Source organism: Salinibacillus kushneri (genome assembly GCF_900111405.1).
Lineage (GTDB): Bacteria > Bacillota > Bacilli > Bacillales > Alkalibacillaceae > Salinibacillus > Salinibacillus kushneri.
The window spans coordinates 21,523-44,353 of the sequence record NZ_FOHJ01000001.1 but is presented as its reverse complement, the minus strand read 5'-3'; the positions used below and the strand labels follow the sequence as shown (position 1 = coordinate 44,353).

Here is a 22,831-nt window from a genome sequence, read left to right as displayed (position 1 = left end):
ACGAAGGCAATCAAAAAAAGAAAATAGGATAGTAAGTCTTCAGAAAAACGTAGAATTATCGCTTACAATGGTAACTGCTTGAGATACGGTCAAAAAGAGATTAAAATGAGATTGGATTTCCTAATCCGTGTTAAAATAAAGATAAAATAAAACGTAAGTCCCTTTTGTTTTGGAGGTAATGAAAATGATTCAAACCAAACAGCAACGGTTTACCGAATCAATAAATGAAGCTATCGGTCAAAGGGCTCATGAGGATACGCCACAGTTGTTTAGCTATACAGAAAAAATAGCAGGTGTTGATCAAATCAGCCCGATTGCTGTTTTTCAAAATACCCAATCTTTTAAAGGCTCGCGAATTTTTTGGACGAGTCCTGAAGATGAGGTGACTCTTATTGGATTAGGATCTGTTTATTCGTTTAATGGAACAGAAGATACGAACTCCAATCGGTTTAAACAGGTTCATTCTAATTGGAAAAAGATGTTGAACTCAATTTATGTTGATAATCCATATAAGCATCCTGGTACTGGTCCTGTTTTTATGGGGGGTTTTTCCTTTAATCCTGAAGAATCCAGTCAGCTCTGGCGTAATTATTCTAATACACAAATGACTTTACCGGAATATTTAATTACCATTGATAAAAATGAAGCTTTTTTAACTTATCATGTATGGTTAGACAAAGAGCTTGACATAGAGGATTCCAGCTGCGCGTTTGTAAAAATGCTGGAAACGATTAAACGAGAGACCAAACATGCACATAATCCCTTAGCGATTATGAATCAGCAAGCTATTAACGCTGATGAGTGGAAAAGAACGGTTAAAAAAGCAACAGGAACGATAGAAAATAATGTGATGGAAAAGGTTGTTCTGGCTCGCGAACTACGTGTTTCCTTTAATCGTAACATCCCTGTTTCTTATGTTTTGGAAAACTTATTAGAACAGCAAAAACAAAGCTATATATTTGCGATAGAAAGTGAAGATGATTGCTTTATTGGTGCTACACCGGAAAGATTGGTGAAAGTAGAAAATCGTCACTTGTTATCGACTTGTCTTGCAGGTACTTCCCCTAGAGGAAAAACATTAAAAGAAGATGAAAGGTTAGGAAAACAGCTCCTTGATGATGATAAAAACCGAATGGAGCATGCATTTGTAGTGGATATGATTAAACAGGCAGTTGAAGCATGCAGTGTCAAAGTACAGGTGCCAGAATCCCCGGTACTTTATAAGCTCAGAAATCTGCAGCATTTATATACACCAGTACAAGGTGTTTTAAAGGAAGGGCACTCAATATTAGAAGTAGTAAGAAGGCTTCACCCTACTCCGGCTATGGGGGGCGTTCCGAGGGATAAAGCTCTTACGTTTATTCAGCAGGAAGAAAACTTATCAAGAGGCTGGTATTCTGCTCCGATTGGCTGGATGGATGCTATGGATAACGGTGAGTTTGCTGTTGCGATTCGCTCAGGTTTAATACAGGGTGATGAAGCATCTTTATTTGCGGGATGCGGTATTGTAAGGGACTCTGACGCGGAAAAAGAATTTCAGGAAACCGAGATTAAATTTTTACCAATGCTCATGGCGCTAGGAGGATTACAATGAGTCACCAAGAGAATTTAACCTATTATGTTGCTCAATTTGTGGATGAGCTTGTAAGAAGTGGAATTAAGGATGTTGTGATTTCTCCTGGTTCACGTTCAACACCTCTATCACTTACTTTTGCCGAACATACATCCATCAGGCATTGGGTCAATCTGGATGAACGATCAGCAGCTTTTTTTGCCTTAGGAATGGCTAAGGAGCAAAAGCGCCCTGTCGCTTTGGTATGTACATCCGGTACTGCTACAGCTAATTACTATCCAGCTATTATTGAAGCCTTTTATAGCCGGGTTCCATTGGTTGTTTTAACAGCTGATCGCCCGCATGAACTAAGAGATGTTGGTGCTCCCCAGGCAATTGATCAGATCAAAATGTATGGGGATTATGTGAAATGGTTTCATGAAATGGCTTTACCAGATAAAAGTGAAGCGATGTTAAATTACGCCAGAAGCATGGCATCACGAGCAGTTTCCACAGCTCATCAAGGTAATCCCGGACCGGTTCAATTGAATTTTCCATTGCGAGAACCCCTTGTTCCTGATTTTTCATTGCCAAATATTTGGGAAAGTTCGACAAAAGATGTTTATTTACCTTATTTTTCGGGAAAACGTACTTTATATGAGAATAAGCTGAAAATGATACTGTCCCAGCTTAAAGATGGAAAACAAGGGTTATTGGTTTGTGGTCCTCAGACAGATATTCGCTTCAGGGAAAGTATAGCTCAACTTGCCGACAAATGGAACATCCCTGTTTTAGCTGATCCACTTTCACAATTGAGAACGGGTCGTCATTCTAAAGAATTGATTATTGAAGGCTATGATACGATTTTAAAGAGTGAAAAAGTACGCAAGCAGCTTAAGCCTGATTTTATAATTCGCTTTGGTGCAATGCCTGTTTCCAAACCTTACCGTTTCTTTATTGAAGAAAACCCACATATGCTTCACTTCGTTGTAGAAGCATATGAAGGTTTTCGAGAACCGACACTTAAAAATACACAGTATATTTATAGCGATCCAGTAGAATTTTGCACCCAATCGGTCCAACAGAGTTCGAGTATTGAAATGGATCCGGATTGGACAGATAAATGGGTCAAAATGAACGACATGATAAAACATAAATGGATAGAGGGCGATGAATTAACAGAGGGACATACTGTATCAATTATTAATCAGGTCTATCAGGATAACCATTTATTATTTGTAGGAAATAGCATGCCGATACGAGATGTAGACACCTTTTTTACGACTATTGACAGGGAAGGTTTAATATTAGGAAATCGTGGAGCGAATGGAATTGATGGTACGGTTTCATCAGCTGTCGGGGCCGCCGCACACGGCAAAAAGGTTACATTACTCTTAGGAGATTTAACCTTTTTCCATGATTTAAATGGTTTGCATATAGCTAAACAGTATGGGATTGATTTAACGATTGTTCTGATTAACAATAATGGAGGAGGAATCTTTTCATTTCTACCACAAGCTAAGGAATCATCCAATCATTTTGAGGTTTTATTTGGTACTCCTCTAGATTTAGAGTTTAATCATGTAATTACCATGTATGGGGGACATCATGAGAAGGTTGAATCCTTGGAGCAGTTAAAGGAGTCTCTTAACCATGCCTATCAGGACGGTGGCTTACAGGTCTTAGAAGTTCAAACCGATCGCCGGGAAAATGTAGAGTGGCATCGTAAACAATGGGATCATATTGAAAAACATGCATTGGATATACTAGGTGAAAGCTGATGTATATTGAAATAGACTCGAAAAAGTATTGGGTAGAACAAGAAGGAAGAGGTGAGCCACTCGTTCTCCTTCACGGTTTTACAGGCTTAACGAAAACATGGTCACCGTTTATTCAACAATGGAGTAAAAACTTTCATGTTATTAGCATTGATCTTCCCGGTCACGGTAAGACAAAAGCGTATGAACCCTTTTCAATAGAAACGGTTTGTGATGATATATACAAAATTATGAATAGACTTGATCTTGATAATATTCATTTACTTGGTTATTCAATGGGAGGAAGAACGGCATTATCTTTTGCATGTCTCTATCCTCAATGTGTTGAATCATTGATTTTAGAAAGTTCCTCACCGGGCTTAAAAACAGTTGACGAACAGGAAAACCGACGAAAATGGGATGAGAAGCTGGCCATCAAACTTGAAAATGAGGGATTGTTTTCATTTGTTTCTTATTGGACAAACATTCCCTTATTCGAAACACAAAAGCACCTTCCAAAGCAAATTCAGAATCAGTTGAAACAGGAACGTCTTAGTCATAATGCAAAAGGACTCGCTGCATCTTTACGTTATATGGGGACAGGCAGTCAGCCTTCTTGGTGGAATCAGCTTGAGAAGCTTACCTTCAAAGTTTTGTTAATTACTGGAGAGCTTGATGAAAAATTTACAGCTTTAAATAGGGAAATGGTAAACCTCCTGCCAAATGGAGAGCATCAGTTGATAAAAGATGCTGGACATGCTATTCATGTGGAAGAACCACAGATTTTTGGTAAAATAGTAAGTGATTTCATCTTACATAAATAAGTTTAGTAAGAAATTAAGGAGGATTCTTTTTATGGCAATTGAATGGGTGAAAGAGCGTGATTATGAAGAGATTAAGTATGAAACGTATAATGGTATCGCTAAGATTACGATTAACCGTCCAGAGGTTCGTAATGCTTTTACGCCTTTAACGGTAAATGAGTTAATTGATGCCTTTTCAAGAGCGCGAGACAATTCTGATGTCGGGGTAATTATCCTTGCTGGTGAGGGTGATAAGGCATTTTGTTCCGGCGGGGATCAGAAGGTTCGTGGTCATGGCGGCTATGTAGGTGAGGACCAAATTCCACGCCTTAACGTATTAGATTTACAACGATTGATTCGTGTGATTCCTAAACCTGTTGTGGCTATGGTTAGTGGATATGCCATTGGTGGCGGTCATGTTCTCCACGTTGTATGTGACTTAACGATTGCAGCAGACAACGCAATATTTGGACAAACTGGTCCAAAAGTAGGAAGTTTTGATGCAGGTTATGGGGCAGGACTTCTTGCACGTATGGTAGGTCAGAAACGTGCCCGTGAAATTTGGTACCTATGCCGTCAATATTCTGCCGATGAAGCTTATGAAATGGGCTTAGTGAACACTGTTGTTCCTCTCGAACAATTAGAGGCAGAAACGGTACAGTGGTGTGAGGAAATGCTTGAAAAATCAGCTACGGCACTACGTTTCCTAAAAGCTTCCTTTAATGCTGATACTGATGGACTGGCTGGTCTGCAACAAATGGGTGGAGATGCAACCCTTCTTTACTATACCACTGATGAAGCGAAAGAAGGACGCGACGCCTTTAAAGAAAAGAGAAAACCAGACTTTAAACAATTCCCTCGTTTCCCTTAATGCTAATTCATTAATTTGTGAAAAACCCTTGTCGTACCTGCGATAAGGGTTTTTGTCACGTATGATGGGGTACTATTATCCTGGAATAAAGAGCTTATAAATACCTGATATTTGGGTAAACAATCAGATATCTGAAAAGAAAGGGTGCACGATGTTGACATATATTGCACATTGGCTTGAGAAACGATATGATTTAACACCAGACCGAACAGCGATACAACTAAAGGATCGAACGAAAATAACTTTTCGGCAATTACGGAAGGATTCTATTGAAATGGCTGAAAGATTAAAGGGAATTGGAATATCCTCTTATGATCATGTAGCTTTATTGTCAAAAAACAGCTATGAAATGGTCACGATTATTCATGCCTTAACCTATTTACAAGCAACAGTTGTTTTATTAAATACGCGATTAACATCGAAAGAGCTCTTGTTTCAATATGAGAATTCTGAAAGTTGCTTTTTAATTTTCCAGGATGATCTTAAAGGAAAAGGAGAGGAGATTGAAAAACAGCATGCTGATGAAATGTTTTGCTTTAGTACTGTCAATCAACAGGAGCAAGTTTCCTTTTCCATTCCAGCAGAAATCGCTTTGGATGATACGTTTACGATAATCTATACATCAGGCACGACTGGTTTTCCAAAAGGTGTTCAGCTGACTTATGGGAATCACTACTGGAGTGCATCCTCCTCAGCTTTAAATTTGGGTCTTTATGAAAATGATCGTTGGCTGGCTATGGTTCCTCTATTTCATGTCAGTGGTCTATCTATTCTTGTTCGCAGTCTCCTTTACGGAATGCCGGTTCATTTACATGAAAGTTTTCATGTAGAGGATGCACAGCGGGAAATAATGGAGGAAGGCGTTACGATTGTTTCGGTTGTTTCTGTGATGCTCGAACAATTGATGGCTGATTTACATGAGAAGTCTTATCCCGAAACTTTACGTTGTATGCTTCTTGGCGGAGGCCCGGCTCCCAAGCCATTATTGGAAAGCTGTAAAGAAAAAAATATTCCTGTCTTTCAAAGTTATGGGATGACAGAAACATCATCCCAAATCATCACGTTAAGTTCACAGGATGCGCTGAAAAAATTGGGATCTGCTGGAAAACCATTGTTTCCTGCCCAATTACGAATCGAGCAGGAAAATGGTATTAATCAACCTTATGAGGTAGGAGAAATCCTGGTTAAAGGTCCGATGGTCACAAAAGGTTATTTCAAACGAGAGGATGCAAATGAGAAATCATTTGACCAGGATTGGCTGAAAACCGGTGATTTAGGTTACCTGGATGAAGAGGGCTATCTCTATGTAGTGGACCGGCGTAAGGATTTAATTATTTCCGGTGGTGAAAATGTTTATCCAGCAGAAATAGAATCTGTTCTTAAAGAAATAGAAGGAGTTCAAGATGCAGGAGTTGTCGGAATAGAGGATGATAAGTGGGGCCAGGTTCCTGTAGCTTTTGTTGTCAGGAGAGAAAACCAGAGCGTAACATCGGGGAGGATCTTAGAACATATTCAAACACAGCTTGCTTCATATAAAATGCCAAAAAGGATTTATTTTGTGAAATCCTTACCACGGAATGCTTCAAAGAAACTGCTTCGCACGACTCTTTTAGAATGGACGAAAGGAATTCATAACTATGATGAGGATTAAGCATATTCAGTTATATCATATTTCTTTACCGCTTCGTAGCCCTTTTGTTACACATGCTGGAAAAGTAACAGATAGAGAAGTTATCTTAATAGAGATTTTAGATGAGGATGGATTAAGTGGATGGGGGGAATGTGTGCCCTTTTCCACACCTTTTTATACAGCTGAAACGATTGATACGGCCTGGTCGATGTTAACAGATTTAATCATTCCTGAGGTCTTAAATGAGCCCATAAACCATCCAAATGATATGGTTGCCTGTTTACGTCCTTTGAAAGGAAATTATATGGCAAAGGCAGCTTTAGAAGCAGCATTATGGGATTTATATGCCAAGCAGAAAAGGATGAGTTTAGCGGAGTGTATAGGTGGAGTAAGAGATAAAATTGAAGTTGGTGTCGTTATTAGTTTAGGAGAAAACTTAGAAGAACGATTAATGGAGTATGTAAAGGCTGGATATAAGCGCTATAAACTTAAGGTGGAAAAAGGGAAGGAAAGGGCTTTACTTGAAAATGTCTTCTCTATCATGCCCAATCTACCCCTAATGTTTGATGGAAATGGCATGTATAATGAAGAGGATATGGAGAAAATAGTTTCTCTTGATGACTTAGGTCTGTTGATGATTGAACAGCCTTTTCCTGCTGGAGATCTGGTTTTACATCGAAGACTCCAACAGCAAATGGATACTTCTATATGTCTGGATGAAAGTGTTGAATCGTATCATGATGCCTGGCAGGCTATACAATTACAAAGTGCCCAGATTATGAATATTAAACCTGGAAGAGTAGGAGGACTTACCGAGGCTATCAATATACATAACTTATGCCAGGCATATCAGATTCCTATTTGGTGCGGGGGGATGCTTGAGACTGGTATTGGACGTGCTCATAATATTGCACTGGCTTCATTACCTCAATTTACGATCCCCGGAGATATTTCAGCCTCTAATCGCTACTTTGAAAGAGATCTTCTCACAACAAATATTGAGGTTCATGAAGGAGAAGTACAGGTACCTGAAGGATATGGTATTGGTGTTCAGATTAACCGTGAGTATGTGGAATTTTTGACAATTCGTACAATAATGATTGGTTCAGAAGGAATCTTATAGAAAACTCTTGAAACGAGAATCATTTTCAATTAAAGTATATATTGAGAATGATTTTCATATAATTGACTTTGTGGAGATTTTAATAAGAACATAAATAGTCCAGCAGTTATTTCTAAATGGTTGAGGGACTTTAACTTTTTATTCTCTCATTTAAAAGGAGAGGTTTGAATGGAATCACTTGCAGCCAATCAATTAACGCTTGGATACGGTGATGAAATTATTATAAATGATCTGGATATTTCCATTCCTAAGGGGAAAATGACTGTTTTTATTGGAAGTAATGGATGTGGAAAGTCTACACTATTACGCTCTTTAGCCAGATTATTACAGCCTAAAGATGGAGAGGTCATATTAGATGGAAGCAATATTGCCAACTTCAAGACAAAAGATGTTGCTAAAGAAATGGCAATCCTTCCCCAAAGTCCAACTACTCCAGAAGGGTTAACGGTTTATCAGCTTGTTAAATTGGGACGCTATCCTTATCAGGGCTGGATGAAAAAATGGAGTAAGGAAGACGAAGAAGCAGTTGAGACAGCTCTTGAATCAACCAATATGTTGGATTTAAAGGATCGGTTTGTTGATTCCTTATCAGGTGGTCAAAGACAAAGAGCCTGGATTGCTATGACATTAGCACAGGATACAGATATTATTTTCCTGGATGAACCGACCACATACTTAGATATGACTCATCAGATTGAAATTTTAGATTTACTTTTTGAATTAAATGAAACCGATAACCGAACGATAGTGATGGTTCTCCATGATATTAATCTGGCATGCAGATATGCAGATCATATTGTGGCATTAAAAGATAAAAAAGTGTGGGAGCAAGGAAAGCCTGAAGACATTGTCACAATCGACTTTGTACAAAGCGTTTTCCGAATGGCATGTGATGTCACTTATGACCCTTTATTTGGCACACCCATGTGTATCCCTCATGGTAAAGGACGTTGTTTAATAAAACAGGAAATGCAAAAAGCAAGATAATTTTTTGTTTCCCTCAACATTATCGAATACTTATACACTTAAATGCCCGGGTCTATGAAGACACCGGGTTTTTAGTGTGCGAGGCATAATGGTTTTCTTATGTTGGAAATAAGCCGACTATCTGATAAAATAATACCCAATATTCTGAATATATACTATCTGGTAGGTATAAAAAGTAAATTAGGGAGATGAAAGAAGAATTTTTCATATTCTGATAAAAAGAGGGGATTAAAAAATTCATCCATAACTATTTGAAACAAGAGGGGTCGTAAAAATGAAAGAACAAATAACACATCAAGCTATATTATTATTTGGGGAAAGAGGATTCAGCAAAACCTCGATTCAGGACATTGTAGATGCGTTGGGGGTTACCAAGGGTACGTTTTATTACTATTTTACAAGTAAAGAACAGCTTTTGATGGAAATACATCGTGAGTACATTTACAATTTATTAGAGCGTCAGAAGCGAATTATAGATAAAGGCGGACTTACCCAAAAGGAAAAAATCATCGGTATTATTCGATTGTTAATAACAGATATCGCTGATAAAGGCCCAAGAGCTCGTGTGTTTTTTCGGGAAATGCGACACTTGACTAACGAAAATAGGGAAGATATAAAACAAAACGAGAAGATTTTCGCCTTAATGTGGAAGATGTGCTGCGAAATGGTGTGGAAAAAGGAGAATTTCCACAGGACCTGCGGATTGATATGACCGCATTTGGCATACTGGGCGTGACGAATTGGAGTTATAACTGGTTTAATCCGGATGGAGAGGTATCACCGGAAGAATTGACACAAATATTTGCCGAAATGGTTCTAACGGGGATTATTCAATGACAAAAAAGAAGATTACCCGATGGAATAAGGGGTACGAACGGATATGTTCCGGTTATGGAAGGATGTCAGGACCAGAAAATCATGTTTCTGCTTCATCTGATCAGGCCAGTTATAATTACGGTGCTGGAAAATCAAATCCTTTTATTTGTGACACAAAAAGGTTCTCTAGGAGGGCCTTTTTTAGTCTTCAATGCGTTAATGTTTTGGTTTTGAATCACTCTTTTTTACTAGGAGACAAAGCATTTACAATAAATCCTTTCATTGTTATAATATAATAAATATTCAGAAAATACTATCCGGTAGGTATGTATAATGAAAATTAAAGGAGGCAGAAGAATTGAACTTTCCGTATTCTTGAGAAAGCACTCAAGTTAAAATAGAATTGTATATTCTAAGGATGAAGAAATTTTTGAAGATTTGTGTAAGCGATTACAAATAATGTTAGTCTTATGGGGAATGGGCAGCAACAGGGGTTTATTGAAGAATGGATTTCCAATGTCCGCATAGAAATAGAAGAAATACTACGTTTTTTTTCTGTAGAAGTAAGAGCGACGAGGGACAAATTTTGATTGGAATATTCTTTTTTTAACGGTATGATTCAGCTTTTATTTATTATTTAATAGCAAGCAATCTCAGAATCTATTTCCCATTAAAATACCAACTAGTTAGTATTTATGCTTATTGGAAAATGAACATCCATTTATAAGGAAAACAATCTCACATTAAAACGCCTAATTTAAGGAGAAAATCACGGTGAATAAAAATGATATCGGAAAGTAGCCATTATGTGTGCAGAATCTATGGGGTATTAAATGGCCATGAGTAGTGCATTAGGAGGTATGAAACTTACTTGAAGGATACTGAAGTTAAAGCGCTAAAGGTAAGGTTGGTATGATTATTCAAAAGAAGCGGTGACAAAATGACAAATTTAGTTTCTTGGAAAAAGATGAAGGTGTTGCCATTATCACGATTGATAATCCTCCGTTAAACGTTTTGAATAAGCAAGTACAACAAGAATTAGGAACAGTCATTCCAGAGATAAAAGAAGATCATGATGTGGTGAGTGTTTTATTGACTACAGCAGGTGAAAAGGCCTTTATGGCTGGGACAGATATAAAGGAATTTCCACAAATGATGAAAAACCCGAATAGGAAAGAATCCGTTATGTTTATGCACAGTGTGCTGAATGAGCTGGATTATCTGCCAAAACCAACAATCGCGGTTCTTGATGGTCTGACTTATGGTGGTGGATTGGAACTCGCCTTAACGTGCGACATTAGAATTGCTGAAGAGAATACAAAGCTTGGTTTTCCTGAGATTAACCTTGGTTTATTTCCTGGAGGTGCTGGTACCCAGCGACTTCCTAGACTGGTAGGGGAGGCTAAAGCGAAAGAAATGATGTACATAGGTGACCCAATTACCTCTAAGGAGGCTCTTAGTATTGGGTTGGTAAATCAGGTTGTGGAAAATGGAACTGGATATGAAATAGCACTGAAAATGGCAAACACTATTGCGGAGAAGTCTCTTCAGGCATTAGCAAGGATTAAAAAGGCGACTGATGAAGGCCTTACTATGAGTTTACAAGAAGGCATTGAACATGAAGCTGCATTATTTGAGGAGGTCTTTCAAACAGAGGACATTAAAGAAGGGGTAGATGCGTTTATTCATAAAAGAAAACCTCAATTTAAGCATCAATAAATCAGCACGTGTCAGAAAGGAGAGCAAGTATGAGCTGGCAGCCGGAAATTGATGAGCTTAGAAGAAGAGAGAAATTAGCACAAGAGATGGGAGGGAAGGAAAACGTAGAAAAGCATCGCTCCAAAGGTAAACTTCCGGTACGTGACAGAATTCAGCGCGTTCTTGATTCGGGCACTTTTCACGAAACAGGAGCCATTGCCGGAAAAGTGGAATACGAGGGCAGTCAATTAAAGAACTTCACACCTGCTAATTTCCTGATTGGAACAGGAAAAATTGATCATCGCAAAGTGGTTATAGGTGCAGATGATTTTACAGTCCGAGGCGGTGCTGCAGATGGGGCTATTATAGAAAAGCAGATGTACTCTGAAAAAATGGCTCATGAATTGCAAAAACCCATGGTTCGACTTGTTGATGGAACAGGAGGAGGCGGCAGCGTGAAATTTTTGGAAGCAGAATCCCGCACTTATGTTCCTGTGAATCCTGCATGGGACTATGTTGTGAAAAACATGGGCAGAGTGCCTGTCGTAGCTGCATGTTTGGGATCTGTTGCAGGTCTTGGAGCTGCCAGGGTAGCAGCCTCACATTTCTCGGTAATGGTTGAGGACATTTCACAGTTGTTTGTGGCCGGACCACAAATCGTTAATTTTGGTGTGGGACAGGAGCTTACCAAGGAAGAGTTGGGAGGTACACAGGTTCATCGCTCAAGTGGGGCAATCGATAATATTGTCAAAACAGAAGATGAGGCGTTTGAACATATACGAAGGTTTTTATCTTACCTGCCAAGTAATGTATTTCAATTACCACCTGTGGGAGAATCGGAGGACGACCGGTACAGGAGAGAGGAAGAGTTAATTTCGGCTATTCCTAAAAATCGCCGGAAACCATATAAGATTCGGCCGATACTAAAAATGGTTTTCGATAAAGAATCTATCTTTGAGATGGGACGTTTTTATGGTGGTGGTACCGTAACCGGATTCGCACGTCTGGATGGTCACCCGGTAGGATTTTTAGCGAACGATCCATATGTAGGCGGGGGAGGACTGACAGTTGAAAGTTGCGAAAAGATTGAGCGGTTTGTAGACTTGTGCGAGACCTTCCATATACCAATTGTGAATTTTGTTGATCAACCGGGTATTGCCATTGGGTTATCTGCAGAAAAAAGAGGGACTATTCGAAAAGGTGTTCGTGCCATTTCGGCGATTTATCAGGCAACAGTACCCATGATTGAAATCATCATAAGAAGAGTGTTCGGTGTTGGGGGTGCTGGAATGATTAATGGAGATGGTCTCCATTTACGCTATGCATGGCCTTCGGGTGATTGGGGTTCCTTACCGGTTGAGGGAGGCATACAAGTTGCCTATAAACGAAAGCTCGAGGAAAGTGATAATCCGCAGCAATTACTTGAGGAATTGACAGAAAAGATGGAAAGTGTCAGGTCGCCGTTAAGAACAGCAGAAGCTTTCGGGGTAGAGGAAATCATTGATCCAAGGGACACAAGACCGCTGTTATGTGACTGGATTTACGATGCTTACATGATGCTTCCTCAGCACCTTGGGCCATCAGCTCATACTATGCGTCCATAAAAATTAGTTAGGGAGGGCTAACAAGTGGAGGTTAAAAGTTTTGAAGAGACCCTGGGGACTGAAGAGGAATTAGTGACAAAACAATTGGAAAAATGGGCGGATGAAATTGGAGAGAAAACGTTTATTTATTATGGAGAAGAAGATCGACCTATTTCCTATCAACGATTCAATGAACTGGCAAATTCCGTTGCAAATAATTTATTAGAAAGAGGCGTTCAAAAAGGGGACCGAATCTCAGTCTTTTTAAAAAATCCGTTCATAACTACCATTTCGATGTTTGCTATTTGGAAGGCAGGGGCAGTATACTGCCCAATCAATTTTAATTACACTGGAAGATTATTATCCTACCAAATTAACGATACAGAACCTGACATACTTATTACGGAACGACAGATGGTACCTTTATTAAATGAGATTCATTCAGATATACCCACTTTGTCTTTAATCCTATATGACCCAAAAGAAGGGGATCACGATTATCAGTCAGATTGCATTCATATCGAACCGCATGAGAATTTCACCACAGCTTCGTTTGATGAAATATTAAGAAGTAATACCTCAAATCCCAATATCCACCTTAACTATTATGACACTGCAAACATTATTTACACCTCCGGAACAACAGGCAACGCAAAAGGAGTAGTTCAGTCGTACAGATGGATTCATAACTATACGTACATCTTTCGGGTTTTTAACAAACAGGATGACATCATTTATAACGATTTGCCAATGTATCATGTTGGCGGAGCTTTTGCATTAGTCGCCAGAGGTGCTTTTCTTGGCTGTACCGTTGCACTCTGGGACAAATTCAGTCCTGCTGATTTTTGGAAAAGAATCGAAGTAAGCAAAGCTTCGAATGCTATTCTGCTGGATGTTATGATTCCATGGCTTATGAATAAAGAGCCGAGTGAAGTTGATTATGTAAACACATTAAATCGCGTCCATATGCAACCGCTTCCAAAATATCATCATGAGGTTGCTAAAAGATTTGGTATTCATTTCGTATCTGCAGGTTACGGCCAAACGGAAGCAGGTGTGGGATTTGTAGGTCTAATTGATGAATTGGGAGAAAATCAGGGGACACCTGCACACTTATTTAAGGGCTACACGAAGAAAGAAACAACAGAAATAGCCAATTCCCTTCAGATTCCGGTTAAAAATGGCAGTCGAGACCTCGCAAAAGGATACATGGGGAGGACCACTCCATTTTATGAAGCAGCTGTTGTTAATGAAAATGATGAAATATGTGGTACAGGTGAGCCGGGTGAGCTAGTTTTAAGACCACGTTACCCACATCTGCAGCTAAAAGAATACTTTAATAAACCAGTTGCTACTATTGAAGCTTTTCAAAATCTCTGGTTCCATACAGGTGATGCTGGTTATAAAGATGAGCAGGACAATTTTTATTTTGTCGATCGAATGAAAGATGTAATACGCAGTAAGGGTGAAAATATATCTTCCTATCAAGTAGAAGATATGGTCAACCAGCATAGTGATGTAAAAGTTTGTGCTGCATTTCCTGTTCCGGCCAAAGAAGGCGGTGAAGATGATATTGTTATTTATGTTGTATCTCAGTCCGAAACATTGAATGAAGACGAATTAAAAAAATGGACACAAGAAACAATGCCAAAATTCATGTGGCCTAAACATATAAAATTTATCGACGAGTTACCGCGAACACCTACTAATAAAGTAGAAAAATATAAATTGAAAGAGTATTTTTCGGATGGGAATAAACTAAACCATATAAGGGAGGAAAAGGATTTGGAAATTAAAGCAAGTATGGCGGGTAGTGTATGGAAGGTTCTGGTTGGTGCTGGAGACGAGATTAAAGATGAGCAGGATCTTGTCATTTTAGAGTCTATGAAAATGGAAATCCCCATTGCAGCTGAAACGAGCGGGAAAATAAGCAAGGTAAACATTCAAGAAGGAGAATTTGTTAATGAGGGAGATGTACTGCTCACCATCGAATGAATCATTTTTTTACGTGAGCATATAAAGGAGGTTAAATCATGAATGAGGTTTTGAAAAAAAGCTGGCCAAAAGAACTTCCGGATAAGTTAGAGTACCGATTAGGCGAAAAACCCCTGCATGAATACTTGCTGCAAAATGCCAAGGAATTACCGGATAAACCTGGATATATCTTTTATGGAAATACGATTGCTTGGAAAAAATTAGAGGATTACATGAGAAGTTTTGCAGGTTTCCTAAAAATACAGGGAATTAAAAAAGGGGATTGCGTAGGACTCTATATGCAAAACTGTCCCCAATATTTGATAGCGCATTATGCTGTTCAAATGATTGGGGCAATAGTTGTACCGTTGAACCCCATGTATAAGGAAAGCGAATTGGATTATTTCATCAATGAAGGTGAGATTAAAGCGATTGTTTTAGGTGATGAATTATACACTCAGGTTGACAATATTAAAGATAACATGTCATCACTTCAGTTTTTGGTTACAACGAATTATGCTGATTTTCTGCCTGAATCGTTAACATTGCCTATCCCTGATGAATTATTAAGCAAGAAGAAGGATATTGAAAACGCTTTCGATATGAAAAGAATGATGGACTCCGTTGATCCTTTAATAGAAACAGAACCCATTGATATTTGGAATGATGTCGGACTCATGGTATTCACATCAGGAACCACGGGAAGACCTAAGGCTGCGATGCTGACATATGGGAATGCGTTATTTAAGACGGCTGCGACTGTTCATAGTTACAGGTTGGAACAAGAGGATAAGACGCTTGCTTCTGCGCCGTTATGCCATATTGCGGGAATGGTTATGGGAGTGAATATTCCGGTTTACAGGGCACTGTCCTGTGTTTTGCTCACGCGCTTCGACCCTGAAGCAGCTATCAAAGCAATAGAAGACTATAAAATTAATAAATTATATACGGTTGCTACAATGAATGCAGCGATAGTAAATTATCCAGAAATAGAGAGTCGAGATTTGACTTCACTGGAACTTAATTTTGCTACCAGTTTCGGAATGCAGGTAGACGAACAATTAGCTCAGAAATGGAAAAGTTTAACTAACGGATGCGTATTGCTGGAGGCGGCCTATGGACTAAGTGAAACACATACATGTGACACTTTCATGCCAATTGAACATATCAAATATGGAACATGTGGGATTGCAACATACGATACAAAGATTCGTATTGTTGATATGGAAACCGGAGAGGATCTGCCACCTGGGGAGCAGGGAGAAATTGTGGTTAAAAATCCTGGGGTGTTTAAAGGGTATCTTAACCGTCCTGATGCTACTGAAGAAACGCTGCGTGATGGGTGGGTATTCACCGGTGATATCGGAAAAGTAGATGAGGATGGATATTTATATTTTAATGGTCGCATAAAAGAAATGATTAAATCGTCAGGATTCAGTATATTTCCGGAAGACGTTGAGTCACTGATGAGTGATCATGAGGCGATTTCACAGGTTGCTTGTATTGGAGTGCCTGATGCAAGTAAAGGTGAAATTGTGAAAGCATATGTTGTTTTAAAACCTCAATATAAAGGCAAAATCAGTGAAAATGAATTGATAGATTGGGCAAAGGATAAAATGGCCGCTTATAAATATCCGCGTTCGTTGGAGTTTATTGATAGTCTGCCGGCAACGAGTTCAGGAAAAGTATTAAGAAGACTCCTTAAAGAATAATTCAAAAGCATGCAAAGGGCTTTAAATATCTGAAATTTAGTTAATAATAGGCTGTTTTCGCATAGCTTCTTGCTCGGACGACAGCAGTTGATATATATTACGTTTTCCGCGGGTGAGCGGTAAGCCTTCTCGCTACGCTTTAGTCTAGCTCCGACTCCCAGGCCCAAGCTGATATAAGCAATCCCTCTCCAAGGCTGAAAGAACACAGCCTTTACGCGGGCTTCCTTATCCAGTCGGGCCTAAACGGTCGTCTCCGCTTTTTAAGTGCAGGGACTGACCTGTCTCACTTTTCCCGCGACGAACAGGACGTTCTAGTGTCGGCTTTGACACAGGACGTGCGGTTTTTAGCCGGCTAGGAGTCTCCGTGTATTTCAACTGCTTGAAAAGGGCATCAAGATGAAATTATAATGCACCATCTTTTAGAAACCAACCTATTACTATCCTATTAAAGGAGGGCTGAGATGGAAAAAGAAATTGATGAATTAGTAACGAAAAAAGATCATGCAAAGCTTGGAGGAGGCCTTCAAAAAATAGAAAAGCAGCATCAACTTGGGTTTTATACGGCGAGGGAGCGAATAGAGAAACTGATAGATCCGGGGAGCTTTTTAGAATTAGGTCAACTTGCCCATTCGGATCAAGACGGAAAAGAAACAAACAGTGCGGGAGATGGAGTTATTACAGGACTTGCGAAAGTGAATGGCCGTCCCATTGCTCTGCAGGCTGCAGATAAAACTGTCTTTGCTGGAACAGAGGGTAGGGTTTATTTCCGCAAAACACGAGCATTGCATAACCTTGCAGTAAAGCGGGGTCTCCCTTTGTTTAATCTTATGGAAGGCGGAGGTCTGCGTATGCCAGATGGTATGGGGTCTGATGGTATAAGTCAAATGCTGTTTCCTCAGGAATTATTGCAGCATCATCGGCAAGTGCCGATGATCACTTCCATTCTGGGAGACAGTTTTGGAGGGCCGACATGGACAGCCGTTTCATCTGATTTTGTAAGTCAGGTTAAAGGAACAGCTATGGCTGTTGCCGGACCACGTATGCTGGAAGTTGCAACAGGAGAAAAAGTATCAAACGAACAGCTAGGAGGATGGGAGGTACACGCCGAATATACAGGGCAGGCTGAGCGTTTTTCTGAAACAGAAGAAGAAGCAATTGAAAACATGAAAAAATTTCTCGACTACATGCCTCAGAACTCAGAGGAAGAACCATTTTACCGGGAAACAACTGATGATCCAGAGCGTGATTTAGAGGAAATTGTAAACCTTGTACCAACAAGGACTAAGCGTGCCTATGATATGAAAAGGGTTATTAAGCTCATTGCAGATGAAGGGGATTATTTTGAATTAAAACCCGATTATGGCAAAGCACTTATTACGGTTTTGACGAGAATAAATGGCAGAGTAGTTGGCATGATTGCAAATCAACCGATGCAATTTGCTGGTGCAGCCGGAGCAAAGGAGTGCGAAAAAGCGACTGACTTTATCTGCCTATGTGACTCTTATAATATACCGCTCATTTTCTTACATGATATTCCCGGTTTTCGTGTATCGAGTGATGCAGAGAAGCTGAAAATGCCAACAAAAATTATGATGTGGAACCAGGCATTAGCCCAATCCACTGTACCTAAGATTTCAATCGTTATTCGTAAAAGTATTGGTGCTGCTTACGGTAATATGTGTGGACCTACGATGGGGGCTGATTTTGTTGTGGCCTGGCCAACAGCTGAAATTAATTTCACAGGACCGGAAGTTGGCATTAATGTTGTTTATGGGAATGAATTACAAAATGCAGAAAATGTAAAGGAAAAACGTTCAGAATTACTGGAAACATGGGGCTTTGACAGCTCACCATATAAAGCAGCAGGTAAGCATTTAATTGATGACATAATTGATCCAAGAGATACTAGAAAATTCCTCAGTCAAACATTGGAATATTCTTGTGCCAAAAATGGTTCCATGAGTAAAAAACTATTAGCAAACTGGCCAACAGGTTTTTAATTTGAGCATGTAATACGTAAAAAGGGACTTAATTGTATAAAGGTAAAATGAAATATCTTAATCTTCAAAAAATACTATCCATTTAGTATTAAGCTTAAATTGAAAGGAGTAATTTGATGCGTAGCTGGAAGGTAACAAAATTGGGAGACCCAAAAGATGTACTGGAATTAATGGACACAGACCAGCCAAATGTTAAGGATGGAGAAGTATTAATAGAAGTTGAAGCCTCTTCTCTCAACTTTTTTGATATTCTGCTTTGTCAGGGGAAATATCAGGAGAAGCCTCCAATCCCCTTTACGCCAGGATCTGAAATAGCAGGGGTGATTCGTGAAACAGGGAATGGCGCTAAATTAAGTGAAGGGACACGGGTTATTGCAACGCCTGGCCTGCCAGATGGAGGTCTGTCTGAATTTGTCAGTGTCCCGGAGGAATCGGTATACGTTATACCGGAGACAATGTCAGCAAGTGAAGCCGCCGGAATGTTTATAACCTATCAAACTTCTTACTATGCGCTATTTTACCGGAGCAAGCTTCAAGCAGGAGAGACTTTATTAGTGCATGCAGGTGCAGGTGGAGTAGGTTCTGCTGCGATTCAGCTTGGTAAAGCAAAAGGAGCAAAAGTTATTGCTACAGCAGGTGGACCGGAGAAAGTAAAGATCTGCAAAGAATTAGGGGCAGACATTGCTATTGATTATAAGGCTGAAGATTTTGTATCGGTAGTTAAAGAAGAAACAGATGGACGTGGTGCAGATGTAATCTATGATTCTGTTGGAGCTGATGTATTTGACCGGTCACGAAAATGTATTGCTTTTGATGGTCGTATTTTAGTAATAGGATTTGCCGGTGGCCGTATTCCGGAAGCACCAGTAAACCATGCATTAATCAAAAGTTATTCCATAGTTGGTGTGCACTGGGGCTTGTTTGCTAAAAAGTTTCCGGAAGAAGTACGAAATATTCATGATGAGCTAATCAGCCTATACAATGGAAAATATATCCAAACACTGATATATAACGAATATGATTTTAATGATGTTCCAAATGCCCTCGAAGTGTTATCTGACCGGAAAACATATGGAAAATTGATAGCCATTCCATAAATACACCTTATAGATCCTAACTGACTGGTTTTAAAATTGTAGAAAGGGTGATGATATGCGATTAGAAAATAAGGTAGCGATTGTAACTGGAGGAGGAGGGGACATAGGCAGAGCGACGGCATTACGTTTTGCTAAAGAGGGAGCAAAAGTGGCTGTTGCAGATATCAGCGAAGAAGCTGCAAAACAGACAGCGGACATGATTAAGAAAATGGGCGGAGACGCTGAATCTATTCAATGTAATATGACCGTTCCTAAAGATGTGCAGGACATGGCAGACAGAGTAATAGATTCATATGGAAAAATTGATATCTACTTTGGTAACGCTGGGGTAAATAGTGAGGAAAAGAAGTTGCCTGATGTTTCACTGGAAGAATGGAATCAAGTTATGGATGTAAATATCACAGGTATTTTTCTAGGGATGAAGCATGTGATTCCGAGGATGGATTCTGGTGGTTCCATTATTAATACGGCTAGTATTGCTGGGATTAAAGGACAAAAACTTGTATCTGCCTATTCTGCCTCAAAAAGCGGTGTAATTACCTTGACGAAAACTGCAGCAACCGAATTTGGAAGAAAGAATATTCGTGTAAATGCAATTGCACCAGGAATTATTGATACAAATATGGTGGAGGACTGGAAAAAAACAGATAAGTGGCCGGTATTATCTACAGCAAATGCGTTAAGAAGGATTGGAGAACCTGAAGAAATTGCCAATGCTGTTTTATTCCTCGCATCAGATGAAGCATCCTTTATCACAGGTGAAACACTTGTGATAGATGGAGGCACACTAAATCTTTAAAGAAGGCAGGGAAATTTATGCTGAAAAATAAATGGGAAGCGTATGCAAACATCTCCCAAAGTGATGCCATTCAGCTATTTAAGCAAATTTTGAAAGAGCAGCATATTAAATATGATATGGAGAGAGCGCCCCCAAATGTTATGTATGATCCAAATCATGAACAACTGATTATGAAAGCTGAAGGCTTCGTACTAACCATTATCTATGTTTCCGCAGATCCCATCACACGAATATTTACTTCACTGCTTGGAACATTCAGGCATTTTAATGGAATTTCGTTGCTTTCAGTCAAGTATAACAATAAGGTAAGTCATATATTACCAGTTATTCTGCACAAATTTGCCACTCAATGCCCTCATCCCCCTTGGAATATAACAAAATATCCCCGTTTCCGTTTTGCCGTATTGCTCCAAATGTTTACTAAATTAAAATGGAAGCGTTTTCTAAATAGATGAATGGGAGGTTTCTCTTATGAAGGAGAGCAGAAATTGGTTTCCGATGCCAAAGAAGGATGCAATCTTTTTTATTGCAATTGTCTTATATGTGCTTTTGTTTTTTCTTCCCTGGACATATGAGATTAAACTATTAGACATATCGCTCGTAGCTTGGGGTGGTAGTCTGCTTTTTTTCCTTACACCAATTACTGGGATATTGGTAGCCCTTTCGGAAAGGCAGGATAAAAGGAAATAGAAGCATTCTTAATAGATGACATAACCCAATTTAAAGAGGGAGGTTAGTGTGTGAAATATACAGAGCTTAGTATCATTATTTTATATGTTATGTTCTGTATTATATTGGGAATCTGGGCACAACGAAAAATTTCCTCCTCTAATGCGGAGATGGCTAATTATTATGCGGCTGGCCGGAATATTGGTACTGTGGCAAATTCCCTGGCCATTCTTGCTGCATTAGGAAGTGGCGGATCTTTTATGGCAGGACCGGGTACCGTGTGGCAATTAGGTATTCCTTTTTTATCCTGGATGACTGTCGGCTCAATTGTGGGATTTGCTTTGGCAAGTATATTGGTAGCAAAACCACTTAGAAACTCTAGGAAAGTCACGGTTACTGAATTTCTCAATGATCGGTATAGTGACAGCAAAGCTATAAAAATTGCCGTACCGATTGTAATCATCATGGGGTCAGGGATGTACTTGATGTCACAAATGAAAGCCGGTGGATTAATTACTTCCTATGTTACTGGCTTGTCTTATGAATGGGGAGTAGTTATCATTGCGCTGGTTTTCATTTTATATGTTTCCATGGGGGGAATGCTTGCGGTAACATGGACTAATCTGCTCCAGGGGTTATTAATGATTATTATCGTTTTATCTTTAATAATTGCAGGTATCATCCACTTGCCAGTATCATGGATTGATTTTTTCAATCAAGCTACAACTCAAAATCAACGCCTGGGCAATGTAGGCGCGACCGTTCCCGTAGCAGGGTATTTAGGGGCATTTGTAACTTGGGCAACAGCAGTCAGTATTACCCCACACTTGGTTATGCGCATTTTTACTTCAACCAACTCCAAAAGTGCAAAGTTATCGTTAAATATCAGTATGCTAATCTACGGTATTTTAATGTTGGGGCTGGTCTTTTTATTGGTACCGTTTATCGGAACGCTTGGAGAATCTTTGCTGCAAAACAATCCTTCCGATATGTGGCTTTTGTTAATAGCTGAAACATTTTTTGGTCCAATTATCATGGGGATTATTGCTGCGGGCATTATGGCTGCTGTTATGTCATCAACAGACTCTTTATTGCTTGCCATCAGCAGTGCTATAGCCTATGACTTATATAAAGGGGTTGTGAATACCGAGGCTGACCAGCAAAAAACATTAAAAGTATCTATGATTGCTACCTGGTTTATAGGTTTAGTGATTATGCTGTTGACTTTAAATCCACCACAATATTTGGTTGTACTTTATACAGGAGCAGTAGGTTTTATGGTAGCTTGTCTGTTTAGCCCAATGGTTTTGGGGATTTGGTGGAAAAAAGCAAACGTTTCTGGTGCTGTATCAGGTATTATAGTTGGTGGTGTCAGTTTTTTAATTGCATTTTTCCTCTTTGAGATGCCTTATAATTCCGAGATTTTAGTTTCCTTACCCCTTTCATTAGTAGTAACGATGGTAGTTTCAAATTTTACAGAAAAACCATCAGAAGAAACACTTTTAAAGTTAGAGATGTATCACAAAAAAGAAACGTATAATACTTCAAATGAAAGAGCCGCAAGCGGAGTTTCAGAAAAAGCTAATTCATTTAACTGATAAATAGGAGCATACCCTTTTTCTTAAAAACGGTAAACCAATTTTTTTGTAAAAAGAAAAAAGAAGAACATCCCAATCCAAACTTCATTCTAAATCGATTGACAAAGGACTCCTGGTATTAAACCTCTGTATAGTAACCGTAATGATGTGGGTGTGAAGAGG

At 39.3% G+C, this 22,831-nt stretch carries 17 protein-coding genes and 1 pseudogene; all 18 read left to right on the top strand.

Annotated elements, in window-relative coordinates:
* Window positions 1-184: 184 nt before the first annotated feature.
* Window positions 185-1,594 (top strand): isochorismate synthase, encoded by a 1,410-nt coding sequence (locus BMX63_RS00205; protein ID WP_177167104.1) that lies wholly within the window; start codon window positions 185-187, stop codon window positions 1,592-1,594.
* On the top strand, window positions 1,591-3,333 hold the full coding sequence (menD, locus tag BMX63_RS00200; RefSeq protein WP_093130775.1) for a 2-succinyl-5-enolpyruvyl-6-hydroxy-3-cyclohexene-1-carboxylic-acid synthase: 1,743 nt from the start codon (window positions 1,591-1,593) through the stop codon (window positions 3,331-3,333). Before BMX63_RS00205 ends, menD begins: the two co-directional genes overlap by 4 nt.
* Complete coding sequence (gene menH, locus BMX63_RS00195; RefSeq protein WP_093130773.1) at window positions 3,333-4,133, top strand: 2-succinyl-6-hydroxy-2,4-cyclohexadiene-1-carboxylate synthase; 801 nt, start codon at window positions 3,333-3,335, stop codon at window positions 4,131-4,133. The genes menD and menH overlap by 1 nt, the downstream gene beginning before the upstream one ends.
* A 31-nt stretch (window positions 4,134-4,164) precedes the next feature.
* Window positions 4,165-4,983 (top strand): 1,4-dihydroxy-2-naphthoyl-CoA synthase, encoded by an 819-nt coding sequence (gene menB / locus BMX63_RS00190; protein WP_093130771.1) that lies wholly within the window; start codon window positions 4,165-4,167, stop codon window positions 4,981-4,983.
* 151 nt (window positions 4,984-5,134) lie between these two features.
* Window positions 5,135-6,634, top strand: a complete 1,500-nt coding sequence (locus BMX63_RS00185) for an o-succinylbenzoate--CoA ligase (protein WP_093130769.1) — start codon at window positions 5,135-5,137, stop codon at window positions 6,632-6,634.
* The gene (menC, locus tag BMX63_RS00180; protein WP_245732655.1) at window positions 6,624-7,736 is read left to right on the top strand and encodes an o-succinylbenzoate synthase; all 1,113 of its coding nucleotides are present in this window, start codon (window positions 6,624-6,626) and stop codon (window positions 7,734-7,736) included. Before BMX63_RS00185 ends, menC begins: the two co-directional genes overlap by 11 nt.
* 168 nt (window positions 7,737-7,904) lie before the next feature.
* On the top strand, window positions 7,905-8,723 hold the full coding sequence (locus tag BMX63_RS00175; protein ID WP_093130765.1) for an ABC transporter ATP-binding protein: 819 nt from the start codon (window positions 7,905-7,907) through the stop codon (window positions 8,721-8,723).
* A gap of 274 nt (window positions 8,724-8,997) precedes the next feature.
* Window positions 8,998-9,560, top strand: a pseudogene (locus BMX63_RS00170) (TetR/AcrR family transcriptional regulator).
* 936 nt (window positions 9,561-10,496) lie between these two features.
* Window positions 10,497-11,258: an enoyl-CoA hydratase gene (locus BMX63_RS00160; RefSeq protein WP_093130761.1), complete on the top strand. Its 762-nt coding sequence runs from the start codon at window positions 10,497-10,499 to the stop codon at window positions 11,256-11,258.
* A gap of 29 nt (window positions 11,259-11,287) precedes the next feature.
* Window positions 11,288-12,841, top strand: a complete 1,554-nt coding sequence (locus BMX63_RS00155; protein ID WP_093130759.1) for an acyl-CoA carboxylase subunit beta — start codon at window positions 11,288-11,290, stop codon at window positions 12,839-12,841.
* Window positions 12,842-12,865: 24 nt separating this feature from the next.
* Window positions 12,866-14,815 carry an acetyl-CoA carboxylase biotin carboxyl carrier protein subunit gene (locus BMX63_RS00150; protein WP_093130757.1) on the top strand — a complete coding sequence of 650 codons (1,950 nt, stop codon included), beginning with the start codon at window positions 12,866-12,868 and terminating at the stop codon, window positions 14,813-14,815.
* A 38-nt stretch (window positions 14,816-14,853) separates the two neighbouring features.
* Entirely contained in the window at window positions 14,854-16,506 is a 1,653-nt protein-coding gene (locus BMX63_RS00145) for a class I adenylate-forming enzyme family protein (protein ID WP_093130755.1), read from the top strand.
* Window positions 16,507-16,967: 461 nt separating this feature from the next.
* On the top strand, window positions 16,968-18,506 hold the full coding sequence (locus tag BMX63_RS00140; protein WP_093130753.1) for an acyl-CoA carboxylase subunit beta: 1,539 nt from the start codon (window positions 16,968-16,970) through the stop codon (window positions 18,504-18,506).
* 116 nt (window positions 18,507-18,622) lie between these two features.
* Window positions 18,623-19,603, top strand: a complete 981-nt coding sequence (locus tag BMX63_RS00135; RefSeq protein ID WP_093130751.1) for an NADPH:quinone oxidoreductase family protein — start codon at window positions 18,623-18,625, stop codon at window positions 19,601-19,603.
* A 55-nt stretch (window positions 19,604-19,658) separates the two neighbouring features.
* The gene (locus BMX63_RS00130; RefSeq protein WP_093130749.1) at window positions 19,659-20,402 is read left to right on the top strand and encodes an SDR family NAD(P)-dependent oxidoreductase; all 744 of its coding nucleotides are present in this window, start codon (window positions 19,659-19,661) and stop codon (window positions 20,400-20,402) included.
* A 17-nt stretch (window positions 20,403-20,419) separates the two neighbouring features.
* Window positions 20,420-20,857 (top strand): hypothetical protein, encoded by a 438-nt coding sequence (locus BMX63_RS00125; RefSeq protein WP_093130747.1) that lies wholly within the window; start codon window positions 20,420-20,422, stop codon window positions 20,855-20,857.
* Between the two features lie 16 nt (window positions 20,858-20,873).
* A complete protein-coding gene (locus BMX63_RS00120) occupies window positions 20,874-21,092 on the top strand; it encodes a hypothetical protein (RefSeq protein ID WP_093130745.1) in 219 nt (72 codons plus the stop codon).
* A 50-nt stretch (window positions 21,093-21,142) separates the two neighbouring features.
* A complete protein-coding gene (locus BMX63_RS00115; protein ID WP_093130743.1) occupies window positions 21,143-22,669 on the top strand; it encodes a sodium:solute symporter family protein in 1,527 nt (508 codons plus the stop codon).
* Window positions 22,670-22,831 lie beyond the last annotated feature (162 nt).